Source organism: Mesorhizobium sp. M0207, assembly GCF_040321995.1.
Taxonomy (GTDB): Bacteria; Pseudomonadota; Alphaproteobacteria; order Rhizobiales; family Rhizobiaceae; genus Mesorhizobium.
In genome coordinates this window covers 77047-89748 of the sequence record NZ_JAMYSQ010000021.1, presented here as the reverse complement: position 1 = coordinate 89748, position 12702 = coordinate 77047, and the positions used below count along the sequence as shown (strand labels likewise).

General features: G+C 63.1%; 11 protein-coding genes. 6 read left to right on the top strand and 5 right to left on the bottom strand.

All coding sequences use genetic code 11. The features are described from left to right. Positions 1-60: 60 nt before the first annotated feature. The 4 genes from coaE to NKJ15_RS24355 all read right to left on the bottom strand — a co-directional run bounded on the left by coaE (position 61) and on the right by NKJ15_RS24355 (position 3081). Positions 61-663, bottom strand: coding sequence for a dephospho-CoA kinase (coaE, locus tag NKJ15_RS24370; protein ID WP_352818044.1), 603 nt, complete (start codon positions 661-663; stop codon positions 61-63). Beyond that, complete coding sequence (locus NKJ15_RS24365) at positions 660-1502, bottom strand: shikimate dehydrogenase (protein ID WP_352818042.1); 843 nt, start codon at positions 1500-1502, stop codon at positions 660-662. The genes coaE and NKJ15_RS24365 overlap by 4 nt, the downstream gene beginning before the upstream one ends. Next, positions 1495-2094 carry a Maf-like protein gene (locus tag NKJ15_RS24360; protein WP_352473997.1) on the bottom strand — a complete coding sequence of 200 codons (600 nt, stop codon included), beginning with the start codon at positions 2092-2094 and terminating at the stop codon, positions 1495-1497. The genes NKJ15_RS24365 and NKJ15_RS24360 overlap by 8 nt, the downstream gene beginning before the upstream one ends. 168 nt (positions 2095-2262) lie before the next feature. After that, positions 2263-3081, bottom strand: coding sequence for a pyruvate, water dikinase regulatory protein (locus NKJ15_RS24355; RefSeq protein WP_254817949.1), 819 nt, complete (start codon positions 3079-3081; stop codon positions 2263-2265). 401 nt (positions 3082-3482) lie between these two features. On the opposite strand from NKJ15_RS24355, the gene hemE reads away from it, so the two are divergent. The 3 genes from hemE to rho all read left to right on the top strand — a co-directional run bounded on the left by hemE (position 3483) and on the right by rho (position 6491). Then, positions 3483-4511 carry a uroporphyrinogen decarboxylase gene (gene hemE / locus NKJ15_RS24350; protein WP_352818040.1) on the top strand — a complete coding sequence of 343 codons (1029 nt, stop codon included), beginning with the start codon at positions 3483-3485 and terminating at the stop codon, positions 4509-4511. Between the two features lie 2 nt (positions 4512-4513). Then, the gene (gene hemJ, locus NKJ15_RS24345) at positions 4514-5059 is read left to right on the top strand and encodes a protoporphyrinogen oxidase HemJ (protein ID WP_502906942.1); all 546 of its coding nucleotides are present in this window, start codon (positions 4514-4516) and stop codon (positions 5057-5059) included. A 166-nt stretch (positions 5060-5225) separates the two neighbouring features. Beyond that, positions 5226-6491, top strand: a complete 1266-nt coding sequence (gene rho, locus NKJ15_RS24340; RefSeq protein ID WP_023675925.1) for a transcription termination factor Rho — start codon at positions 5226-5228, stop codon at positions 6489-6491. A 49-nt stretch (positions 6492-6540) separates the two neighbouring features. On the opposite strand, the gene NKJ15_RS24335 is transcribed toward rho, so the two are convergent. Beyond that, positions 6541-8559: a thioredoxin domain-containing protein gene (locus NKJ15_RS24335; RefSeq protein ID WP_352818037.1), complete on the bottom strand. Its 2019-nt coding sequence runs from the start codon at positions 8557-8559 to the stop codon at positions 6541-6543. A gap of 58 nt (positions 8560-8617) precedes the next feature. Here NKJ15_RS24335 and mnmE point away from each other — a divergent pair, with 58 nt between their 5' ends. The 3 genes from mnmE (at position 8618) to rsmG (ending at position 12676) form a co-directional block, all read left to right on the top strand. Continuing rightward, entirely contained in the window at positions 8618-9946 is a 1329-nt protein-coding gene (gene mnmE / locus NKJ15_RS24330) for a tRNA uridine-5-carboxymethylaminomethyl(34) synthesis GTPase MnmE (RefSeq protein ID WP_352818036.1), read from the top strand. Between the two features lie 202 nt (positions 9947-10148). After that, positions 10149-12038, top strand: coding sequence for a tRNA uridine-5-carboxymethylaminomethyl(34) synthesis enzyme MnmG (mnmG, locus tag NKJ15_RS24325; RefSeq protein WP_352818033.1), 1890 nt, complete (start codon positions 10149-10151; stop codon positions 12036-12038). Next, complete coding sequence (gene rsmG, locus NKJ15_RS24320; protein ID WP_352570098.1) at positions 12035-12676, top strand: 16S rRNA (guanine(527)-N(7))-methyltransferase RsmG; 642 nt, start codon at positions 12035-12037, stop codon at positions 12674-12676. The genes mnmG and rsmG overlap by 4 nt, the downstream gene beginning before the upstream one ends. Positions 12677-12702 lie beyond the last annotated feature (26 nt).

Here is a 12702-nt window from a genome sequence, read left to right as displayed (position 1 = left end):
ATTCTAGCCGAATCACACCAGGAACAAAATGGCAACAAGTAATGTGGGTCTGCAAGCCTCTTAACCAGGCCTGGCTGCCTTATCCACGACTAGTTCGGCGATGATGGCCTTGACGGCCGCGCGAGTGGCGTCAAAGCCCTGACCGGTGTCGATGACAAAGTCGGCGCGCCGGCGCTTTTCGGCGTCGGGAACCTGCCTGGCCAGGATCGACGCCAGTTTCTCCTCGTTCATACCCGGCCGCGCCAGCACGCGGGCGCGCTGGACTTCGGGCGGCGCGGTGACGACCACGACCTTGTCGACGCGATCGCGGCCGCCGGTCTCGAACAGCAGCGGTATATCGAGCACGGCAAGCGGCGCGCCGGCGGCACGATGTTCAGCCAGGAAGGCATCGGCATCGGCACGGACCAGTGGATGGATGATCGCTTCCAGCCGTTTCAGCGCGGGGGCGTCGCCGAGCACCCGCTCCGCCAGTGCCGCGCGGTCGACCGCACCGGATCGGGTGGTGCCGGGAAAGGCCGCCTCGACCAAGGGCGCGGCCTTGCCGGCATAAAGGCGATGCACAGCCTCGTCGGAATCATGGACCGGCACGCCGGCCTCGGCGAACATCTTGGCCGCGGTCGATTTGCCCATGCCGATCGATCCGGTGAGGCCGAGCACGATCATTTTATCGCGCCGATATCGGCAATAATTATTTGCCGCAGTTCGGCGGTGACTTCTGGCCTGATGCCGAACCACCGCTCGAAGCCGGGCACCGCCTGGTGCAGCAGCATGCCGAGCCCATCGACGGTTCTCAGGCCGCGCGCTTTGGCAGTAGCAAGCAGCGGCGTCTCCAGCGGCACGTAGACGATGTCGGTGACGATGGCGCGGTCCGGCAGTCTGCCTGGATCCGCGGACAGGCCTTCATTGCCATGCATGCCGAGCGCTGTCGTGTTGACCAGCAGGCCGGCATCTTCGAGCAATTCGCCGGTCGCCGCGAGGTTGTGGGCGGAAACGCCGGCACCGAAGCGGTCGCGCAGCTCCTGCGCCCTCGCAAGCGTCCGGTTGACGATGCGGATGTCGCTGACGCCGCGCTGCTTCAGCGCATGGATGACCGCGCGAGCGGCGCCGCCGGCACCGAGCACCACGGCGGGGCCGTTGGCCGCCCAGCCCGGTGCATATTCGTCCAGATTGGCGGCAAAGCCATGGGCATCGGTGTTGCCACCGCACAATTCGCCATTCTCGAACCACAGCGTATTGACCGCACCGATCTGTTCGGCGTCGGCGTCGCGTCGCGCCGCCAGTGCGAAGGCGGCTTCCTTGTGCGGGATGGTGACGTTGCCGCCGCGATAGCCTTGTGCCTGCAGCGCCTGCAGGAATTCGGCAAAGGCCTCCGGTGCAACGTCGATGGCCTCGTAGACGCCGTCGATGCCGTATTTCGCCAGCCAGTGGCCGTGGATCTTCGGAGACCTGGAATGCGCGATCGGGTGGCCGGTGACGAAGGCTTTTTTTGGGGCCTCAGCCATCGATCGCCCCGAACTCACGCAGCTTGGCCAGCACCGGCAAAAGTGGCAAGCCGACAATAGTAAAATAGTCGCCTTCGATTTTTTCGAACAGCTGGATGCCTTCGCCTTCGATCTGGTAAGCGCCGACGCTGGACAACGCCTTGGCGCCGACGCGCGCCAGATGGCGGCCGATGAAGGCCGGATCGAGCTTGCGCATGGTCAGGCTGGCGATGCCGACATGCCGCCACAGAACCTGGCCGTCACGGCCGAGCACGACGGCGCTGTTGAGATGATGCGTCTTGCCCGACAGCGCCAGCAGATGACGGCGCGCTCCTTCCATGTCGGCCGGCTTGTGGAACAGCTCGTCGCCGAGCGACAGCGTCTGGTCGCAGCCGAGCACCAGGGCGCCGGGCTTGCGCTCACTGACGTCGGTGGCCTTGGCTTCGGCGAGCACCAGGGCGACGTCCTCCGGCGACACGCCAGTGTTCTGCAGCGGCGCCTCGAGCGCGCGCTCATCGACAGAAGCCGGAACCGCTTCGACAGTGACGCCGGCATTGACGAGCAGCGCTTTGCGGAACGGGCTGCCCGAGGCAAGGATGATTTTTTCGGCCATTTTTTTCGCCCGTTTGCTGGCGTCACTAGGGTGCGTCGAGATTCAGGTCAGGCCGCGCCGAAAATGGTGGCTTCCGAGAACCGGAGCGGAGCGTACATTTCGTACGTGAGCACCGGAAGCGCAGGAAACCGCCGTTTGCAGGCCGGCATCACCTGAATATCACACGCCCTAGCGCGTCTTGCCGCGCAGGGCAACGATGGCCGCCGCCGTCTCCTCGATCGAACGGCGGCTGACGTCGATCATCGGCCAGCCGTGCCGCGTGCATATCTGGCGGGCATAGGCGAGCTCTTCGGCGATCGCGGCGCGGTCGACATAGTCGGTCGGTTCGTAGGCGCTGGTGCCGAGAATGCGGTTCTGCCGGACCTGCGAGATCCGTTCGGCGGTGGCGACCAGGCCGACGATCAGCGGCCTCGTGGCATTGACCAGGCTTTCGGGCACCGGAACGCCGAGCACGATCGGGATGTTGGCGGTCTTGATGCCGCGATTGGCGAGATAGATGCTGGTCGGCGTCTTCGAGGTGCGGGAGATGCCGACGAGCACGATGTCGGCATCATCCATATTGGCCGGCAGCTGGCCATCGTCATGCTCCATGGTGAAGTTGAGCGCGTCGATGCGGCGGAAATATTCGGCGTCCAGCACATGCTGGGCACCGACGCGGCGGCCGGCCGGCGTGCCGAGATAGGACTGGAACACCGTCAGCACCGGTTCCAGCACCGAGACGCAAGGCAGGCCCATGGCCGCGCAGCGTTCGTCGATGCCGCGGGCAAGCTTCTGGTCGACCACCGTATAGAGGATGATGCCCGGCTCCTCCTCGATATCCTCGAACACCTTCGTCACCTGCTTTTCGGTGCGGATGAGCGGGTAGATATGTTCGATGGCGCGCGCGTCCTTGTATTGCGCGGAAGCCGCGCGGCCGGCGGCCAGCAGCGTTTCGCCGGTGGCGTCGGAAATCAGGTGAAGGTGAAAGAAGCTCTGCGGTTTGTTCACAGGATACATTCCAGGCTGTGGGCCGATGTGGATAAGCCGGGCGGGAAACTCGGCCACCGCAAAGCGACTGTATCAGATGGCGGTTTGTCCACAATTCGATGTGCTGTCGGCTTCTCCGGGCGGTTGGGGACAAGTCCGGGGACGGAGCTTTTTGCCTTCGCTTCATCCACAGGGGCAATTTCCCTGGCCTGGCGGCAACGCATTGACTCCAGTCGTAAATTCCCGACTTTCCACAAAGTCCTGCAATCCCGTTGGAGAAGCGCGCGACAATATGCTGGCTGGTCTTTTCGAGGGCAAAGCGGGACAGGAGACAACCACCACAACCAACAGACTCTTAGAATCATAAGATTCCTAAAAATAGAATATTTAATTATAGGGAAGCCTGGAAAGGCGAGCGCTCAATGCCTCAAGACCGGATCGTGCTGGACGTGTTGAGAGGCAAGGCGGCGTTTCCGCCACCGCTCTGGATGATGCGCCAGGCCGGCCGCTATCTGCCGGAATACCGGGAGACGAGGAGACGGGCCGGATCCTTCCTCGATCTTTGCTACGACCCGGATCTCGCCGTCGAAGTGACGCTGCAGCCGATCGAACGCTTCGGCTTCGATGCATCGATCCTGTTTTCCGATATTCTTGTCGTGCCGCATGCGCTCGGCCGCGACGTGCGCTTCGAGGAAGGACGCGGCCCGCTGCTGACGCCGATCACGGCTGCGGAAATTGCGGCTCTCGACGGCGAAACGTTTCACGTGAATCTCGAGCCGGTCTACGAGACGGTGCGGCGGTTGCGCGCCAGACTGCCTGATGAAACGACGCTGATCGGCTTCTGCGGTGCGCCCTGGACGGTGGCGACCTACATGATTGCCGGCCACGGTACGCCCGACCAGGCGCCGGCCAGGCTGTTCGGCTATCGCGAGCCGGCGGCCTTTCTTAGGCTGCTGAAGGTGCTCGCCGATCATTCGGCTGCCTATCTGATCCGCCAGATCGAGGCCGGCGCCGACGTGGTGCAGATCTTCGATTCGTGGTCAGGCGTGCTCGACGAAGCGTCTTTCGAATTGTTCTGCGTCGAGCCGGTGGCCTCGATCGTCCGGCAAGTGAAGGCTGCCCATCCCAATGTTCCGGTCATCGGCTTTCCCAAGGGCGCGGGAGATCACTATCGAAGCTATCGCCGGAAGACCGGCGTGACCGGGCTGGGCCTCGACTGGACCGTGCCGTTGTCGAGCGCGAAGGAATTGCAGCGTGACGGCGCCGTGCAGGGCAATCTCGATCCGCTGCGGCTTGTAGCCGGCGGCAAAGCGCTTGCCGACGGCGTGGGGGCGATCCTGAAGGCGCTGGGCGACGGACCACTGATCTTCAACCTCGGCCACGGCATCACGCCGGAGACGCCGCTGGCGCATGTCGAGCAGATGGTGAAACTGGTGCGGAGCGCATCGTGACGATGATGGGCGCAGACAATGCGAACGGCACCAACACCGGTAAGGGCGCGATGCGCCGCGCGGCAATCGCGATCGCCATCTTCCTGGTGCTGGCCGGGCTGCTGTTGCTGTTCGGGCCCGATGATTTCTATCCCTGGGCGAAGGCGATCCATGTGATTGCCGTCATCTCCTGGATGGCTGGCATGCTCTATCTGCCGCGCTTGCTGGTCTATCATGCCGATGCCGAAAAAGGCTCCGTCCAGTCGGAGACTTTCAAGGTGATGGAGCGCCGCCTGCTGCGCGGCATCATCAATCCGGCAATGGTGATCACCTGGGCATTCGGCCTGTGGCTCGCCTGGAAAGGCTTTGGTTTTCAAGGCGGCTGGCTGCATGCCAAGATCGCTGCGGTGGTTGGCCTGTCGGCCGTGCATGGCTATCTCGCCGGCGCCGTCCGGACATTTGCCGAAGACCGCAATGAAAAATCGGCAAGGCACTGGCGGATCGTCAATGAGATCCCTACATTGCTGATGATCGTCATCGTCGTCCTGGTAATCGTGAAACCGTTCTGACGTCTTCGGTTGCCCGCAAAAGGCGGCTTGCTCTTTCAACCGACCGACGATAAAAGACGGGTCTTCCTTCCCGTCATGCGCCGCCCATTTGTCGCTTCGGCCGCGCCCGGCATTTGTCGCATCCCGCCGATATTTTTCCCAAAGCTTACTCAGAGTCCGTCTAATGATGCAAGAAATGAAGCTCACAGAGTTCAAGAACAAGAAACCGCCAGAGCTGATCGCTTATGCGGAATCGCTCGAAGTCGAGAATGCCAGCGTCATGCGCAAGCAGGAGCTGATGTTCGCGATCCTGAAGAGGCTGGCGACCCAGGATATCGAGATCATCGGCGACGGCGTCGTCGAAGTGCTGCAGGACGGCTTTGGCTTCCTGCGCTCCGCCAATGCCAACTATCTGCCGGGTCCCGACGACATCTATATTTCACCGTCGCAGATCCGGCGGTTCTCGCTGAAGACCGGCGATACGGTCGAAGGGCCGATCCGCAGCCCGAAAGAGGGCGAGCGCTATTTCGCGCTGCTCAAGGTCAACACGATCAATTTCGACGACCCGGAAAAAATCCGCCACAAGATCCATTTCGACAATCTGACGCCGCTTTATCCGACCTCGCGGCTGAAGATGGAGATGGAGGTTCCGACCTCGAAGGACATTTCGGCGCGCGTCATCGACCTGGTGGCGCCGCTCGGCAAGGGCCAGCGCGCCCTGATCGTGGCGCAGCCGCGCACCGGCAAGACGGTGCTGCTGCAGAACATCGCCCATTCGATCACCACCAACCATCCGGAATGCTATTTGATCGTGCTTCTGATCGACGAGCGGCCGGAGGAAGTCACCGACATGCAGCGCTCGGTGAAGGGCGAGGTGGTGTCCTCGACCTTCGACGAGCCGGCGGTGCGCCACGTCCAGGTTGCCGAAATGGTCATCGAGAAGGCCAAGCGCCTGGTCGAGCACGGCCGTGACGTCGTCATCCTGCTGGATTCGATCACCCGCCTCGGCCGCGCCTACAACACCGTCGTGCCGTCATCCGGCAAGGTGCTGACCGGTGGTGTCGACGCCAACGCGCTGCAGCGGCCGAAGCGCTTTTTCGGTGCTGCCCGCAACATCGAGGAAGGCGGCTCGCTGACCATCATCGCCACGGCGTTGATCGATACCGGCAGCCGCATGGACGAGGTCATCTTCGAAGAGTTCAAGGGCACCGGCAATTCGGAAATCGTGCTCGACCGCAAGGTGGCGGACAAGCGCATCTATCCGGCCATGGACATCCTCAAATCCGGCACCCGCAAGGAGGACCTGCTGGTTCCGCGCCAGGACCTGCAGAAGATCTTCGTGCTGCGCCGCATCCTGGCGCCGATGGGAACGACCGACGCCATCGAGTTCCTGATCGACAAGCTCAAGCAGACCAAGACCAACGCGGATTTCTTCGATTCGATGAATACGTAAAGGGGGCAAGGCGCTGTCCCGCCGGCGTTCCGGTTCTGTGCACCTCGACCTATCGACGGCGCAACTGCCGCTCGAGTTCCTCAGCGTCGGTTATCACCGGCAGGCAGACCTGCCCCGTGCAGAGCCAGGCGCCGGGCTCGGCCGTTGGCGGCAGGACGCCGCCTGGCAAGGCCGGCAGATTTGTCGCCGAGCCAACAGGCACGACGATGTCCACCCGGCGCGGGTCTGGATTTCGATTCGCAACCGGAACAAGCCTTAGAGTCTCGGGTCTATCCACGATCACCAGCTTCAGCGGTTCAAGCGCCAAGGCGCAGGCATTGACTATACCCGCCTGGCCATAGCCCTGGTGCTCCGCCCGCCCGCCCGCGTGCTCTGCGACTGTCCAGGCTTTGTCCCAGAGATCGAGATCGCCCGAAAGCGACGACAATCGGACCAGAGCCTCGATGATCTGGCCGGTAGCGGAAGGAATGGCTTCGTCGACATCGCCGCGGATGCGGATCGGCACATCCGCGCTGTCGGACGCGGTCAGATAATAGCCGGTCTTGTCGCTGTCCCGGTGCCAAAGATCGAGTTGCTCAATGAAGTTCCCGGCGTGATCGATGTAGCCGGGATTGCCGGTCGCCTCGAACAGTGAGATGGCGGCGTTGGCCATGGCGGCATAGTCGCTCGACAGAGCCGGAAACAGCTTCTTTGCGCCGAGCATCGAATGCGGCAGGCGGCCGTCACGTCCGGCAGCCGCAATTGCGGCAAAGGCCGCTGCCGCCGCTTCGATCCAGTCGGATCGGCCAAGCGACCGTCCGGCCTCGGCAAGGGCTGCGATCATCAAGCCGTTCCAGTCGGTCAGGGCCTTGCCGTCACGCCCGGGCCGCACGCGCTGTTCCCTCGCGGCCAGCAGCCTTTGCTTGAGCGGAACCAGAAGGTCACGATCGACGACGCTCTGCGCCTGTTGAGCATCAGTCTGGCAAATGATCGGCTTGCCTTCCCAACCATGCGGATCGGCAAGCGTGAAGTATTTGAAAAACAATGCTGAATCGTCGCCACGGGCTGCCTCGAGCTCATCCCTGCTCCAGGTGTAGAACAACCCCTCCTCGCCCTCGCTATCGGCATCAAGGCTGGCGGCGAAGGCATCGCCCTCGACTCGCATTTCGCGCAACAGCCAGGCAATGGTCTCTTCGATTCGCAGCCGGAACAATTCCTCGCCGGTTGACGCATAGGCCCAATTGCACAAGCGGATGAGCTGGGCATTGTCGTAGAGCATTTTTTCGAAATGCGGGACCAGCCATTCGGCGTCGGTCGAGTAGCGGCTGAGTCCGCCGCCAATATGGTCATAGATGCCACCGGCCAGCATCTTTTCGAGGCTGAGGAGAACGGCGTCGCGGTGCGATGCGGTGCCGTCGCGCAGCCAGGTCAGCCAGAGGCTCTGCATGAACGGCGCGTTGGGGAATTTCGGCGCGCCGCGCAGACCGCCCAAATCGCGGTCGATCATGCCGTCAATCCCATTGGCGAGGTTCGCCAGCATGCCGCGGTCGAGCACGGCCTTGCCATGGCTGCCAGCCAGCCGCGTCTCGACATGCGTGGTCAGGCCGTCGGCACTCTGGTTAACGCTTTCTTTCTTCTCCCGCCAAGCCTTGTCAACCGCCTCCAGCACCTGGACGAAACCCGGCCGGCCGTAGCGGGTTTCGCGCGGAAAGTAAGTGCCGCCCCAGAACGGCTTGCCGTCCGGGGTCAGGAACATGGTCAGCGGCCAGCCGCCCTGCTCGCCCATCGAGGACAGCGCCGCCATGTAGATCTGGTCGATGTCGGGGCGCTCCTCGCGGTCGACCTTGATATTGACGAAGAGACGGTTCATGACGGCGGCGACGTCGTCGTTCTCGAAGCTCTCATGCGCCATGACGTGGCACCAATGGCACGCGGCGTAGCCGACAGAGAGCAGGATCGGACGCTGCAGCACCTTTGCTTCGGCCAGAGCGGCGGGCGACCATGGCCGCCAGTGCACGGGATTGCCGCTGTGCTGCTGCAGATAGGGGCTGGCCTCTTCGGCAAGCAGGTTTTGTGCAGGCAATGTCACGGCACTACTCGATGCGGATTGAACAGGCATAGCTAGGGCGCTTCGGCAGAGCGGGCAAATGATTTCAAAAGACTCCATCGTGGCGCTGTCGAGCGGGCGCCTGCCGGCCGGTATTGCGGTGATCCGCATTTCCGGGCCGCATAGTCGATTCGTAGTCGAAACGATTTCCGGACCGACGGTGCCAAACCGCGTTGCCAGCTATCGCAAGTTCCGGGCGCCCGACGGATCGGTGCTGGACAGCGGCCTGGTCGTCTTCTTTGCCGGCCCCGACAGTTTTACCGGCGAGGACGTTGCAGAGTTCCATGTGCATGGCGGGCGCGCCGTTGTGGCGAGGATGCTGGAAACGATCGCCTCCTTCGACGGCGTCAGGCATGCCGAGCCTGGCGAATTCACCCGCCGCGCCTTTCTCAACGGCAAGCTCGATCTGGTCGAAACCGAGGCGCTGGCCGATCTCATCAACGCCGAAACCGAGGCGCAGCGGCGCTTTGCCGTTCACAACGCCCAAGGCGTGCAGAGCGAACTCTATCTGGGCTGGCGCCGACGGCTGATCCACGCCCGCGCGATGATCGAGGCCGAGATCGATTTTGCCGACGAGGACGACGTGCCGGGCTCGGTCGCCGACACAGTCTGGTCGGATGTTCAGGCCGTGATCGACGAAATCGAGCGCCATGTCGCAGGCTTCCGGGCTGCCGAGATCATCCGCGACGGGTTCGAAGTCGTCATCCTCGGCGCACCGAATGCCGGCAAATCCAGCCTGTTCAACGCCCTGGCGCGGCGCGAAGCGGCCATCGTCACCGACGAGCCGGGCACGACCCGCGACCTGCTCGAGGTGGTACTGGACCTGCAAGGGGTGCGGGTCAGGGTAACCGACACCGCCGGTCTGCGGGAGGCGCCCGGCAAGATCGAGGCGATCGGCATCGAGAAGGCCAGGACCAAGGCGCACAGCGCTGATCTGCTGTTGCTGCTGGAGGATCTGGCGGAGCCAATCGCGATCGGTATGCTGCCGGGCGACATTCAGGCGCTGAGGGTCGGAACAAAAATTGACCTGCTGGGGGGTAAATCGCCCTCGCCTGCGGTGCACTATGATTTCGCTATCTCGACGCGGGACGGCACGGGTCTGGCCGAACTGCTGGACGAGATCGGGCGTCGTGCCGCAGTCCAGATCGGCAAGGCCGGCGATGTCCTGCCGTCGCGGCTGCGGCACGTCGAGCTGCTCAACGAGACGAAACGCTTCCTGCTCGCAGCAGTGGTCAGTGGTGATCGCGGGCAGGAGCTACGGGCCGAGGAACTGCGCCTGGCGGCGGATCGGCTTGGACGCATCGTCGGGACGGTCGATGTCGAGGATATGCTGGACGTTATTTTTTCGCAGTTCTGTATCGGCAAATGACTCACGTGAAACATTGCCAAGTACCGAGATGCGGGCGTGTCGCTAGCTTGCTCGCTTAGTGGGGGGAAGCCGGTGATGATTCACGTGAAACACGTAGCGATGAACGCAGACGGAATTGTTTCACGTGAAACGACTAGTGGGTGTCCTTGACAGTGCAGGCTCACGGGCACATGTGTCGGCGGATTTGAATCGGAATATACAAATGACCAATCACTATGATGTGGTGGTGGTGGGCGGCGGTCATGCTGGTTGCGAGGCGGCTAGTGCGGCCGCGCGGGCTGGCGCCAGGACCGCGCTGGTGACGCTGTGCTTCGACACGATTGGCGTGATGTCCTGCAATCCGGCGATCGGCGGCCTCGGCAAGGGCCATCTGGTTCGTGAGATCGACGCCATGGACGGGCTGATGGGCCGCGTTGCCGATGCGGCCGGCATCCAGTTCCGTTTGCTCAACCGCCGCAAAGGGCCGGCGGTGCGCGGGCCACGGACGCAGGCCGACCGAAAACTCTATCGGCTCGCCATGCAGGCGGCGATTCGCGAACAGGCTGGCCTCGATGTCATCGAAGGCGAGGTGCTGGATTTCGAAATCAACATCCGGGAAATCGACGACGGACGCATCGCGGCGGTGCTGCTGGCGGATGGAAGCCGGCTCGCCTGCGGCGCCGTGGTGCTGACGACCGGCACTTTTCTGCGCGGGCTGATCCATATCGGCGAAAAGAAGATCGTCGCCGGCCGCATGAACGAGCAGGCGAGCGTCGGCCTGTCGGCGACGATGAGCCGCGCCGGCTTCAAGCTCGGGCGGCTGAAGACCGGCACGCCGCCGCGGCTGGACGGCAGGACGATCGGTTGGGCGTCACTGGAGAGCCAGGCGGCGGACGAGGACCTCGTGCCGTTCTCGCTGCTGACCGAGCGCATCGAAAATCCGCAGATCCATTGCGGCATTACCCGAACGACCAATGCGACGCACGAGCTGATTCGCGCCAATCTCGGCCGCTCGGCCATGTATTCGGGCTCGATCGAAGGCGTCGGGCCGCGTTATTGCCCGTCGATCGAAGACAAGATCGTCAAGTTCGGTGACCGCGAAGGCCACCAGATCTTTCTGGAGCCGGAAGGGCTGGACGACGACACGGTGTACCCGAACGGCATTTCGACCTCGCTGCCCGAGGACGTGCAACTCGACATCCTGAAGACCATTCCGGGGCTGGAGCGGGCAACCATGCTGCAGCCGGGCTATGCCATCGAGTATGACCATGTCGATCCACGCGAGCTCAAGCCGACGCTGGAAACCAGGCGGATCGCCGGCCTTTTCCTCGCCGGCCAGATCAACGGCACCACCGGCTACGAGGAGGCCGGCGCGCAAGGGCTGCTTGCCGGCTTGAATGCAGCGCGCAAGGCGTCGGCGAGCGAGGAAATCGTGCTCAGCCGCACCGAAGCCTATATCGGCGTGATGGTCGACGATTTGACCAGCCGCGGCATCGCCGAACCCTACCGCATGTTCACCTCGCGGGCCGAGTTCCGGCTATCGCTGCGAGCCGACAACGCCGATGAGCGGCTGACGCCACTGGCGATAAGGCTGGGGATTGCCTCGCCGGAGCGGATGCAGCGGTTCAACAATAGTATGCAAGACCTTGAGAAGGCGCGACAGCTCGCCCTCGGCACCACCATGACCCCCAATGAGGCAGCGCGCCATGGGCTCGAAATCAACCGGGACGGCGTCCGCCGCTCGGCCTATGAGTTGCTGGCCTATCCCGGCGTCGACATCGCCTGGCTGGCGCGGGTCGAGCCGGCTTTCGCGGCGATCGACAGCAAAACGGCCGAACGTCTTGAAACGGAAGCCAAATATTCTGTCTATCTCGACCGCCAGCAGGCCGATGTTTCGCAGATCAGGCATGAGGAGAGCAGGCTTATTCCCAAATCGCTCGACTTTGCTTCTGTTCCCGGCCTGTCGAATGAGTTGAAGCAGAAGATGCTGGCACGCCAGCCGCGCTCGATTGCCGATGCGCAACGCATGGAAGGCATGACGCCGGCGGCGCTGGCGATTATTGTCGCCCATGTCCGCAATGCCGAGGCGGCCGCGCGAAAGCAGGTCGCGTGAGCGCTGCGTCCTGGGCAAACCTGCAGGCGGCAGCGGGCCCGGTTTCACGTGAAACATTCGATCGCCTGGTCGAGTTCGAGGCCGTCTTCCAGAAATGGAACCGCCGGATCAATCTGGCCGCGCAATCGACGCAGGACGATGTCTGGCGCCGCCACATCCTCGACAGCGCGCAGCTGGCGCGAATCAAACCAGAGGCGAAGCGCTGGGTCGATCTCGGCTCCGGCGGTGGGTTTCCCGGCCTTGTGCTGGCCTTTTTGCTTGCCGAGCGGGACGGCGCCGGTATCGACCTGGTTGAAAGCAATCGGAAAAAAGCATCGTTCCTGCAAGCGGTCATCGGACAGTTCAGCCTGCCCGCCAAGGTTATCGCGCGCCGCATCGACGACAGCTATCCTCTTGTTCCTGCACCGCAAATCGTCACAGCCAGGGCACTCGCCTCGCTGCCCGACCTGCTCGACCTTGCGGCACCGTGGCTGACCAAGGGGTCGCGCGGCCTGTTTCACAAAGGCCGGGATTACCGCGCCGAAGTGGCAGAAAGCGCTCAACGATGGTCTTTCGATCTGGTAGAACATGCCAGTGCAACCGACGCACAGGGCGTCATTCTCGAAGTATCCGACTTGCGACAGCACCCTGGCTTGTGACCGGCGACCCAAATGAATTTCTGGCA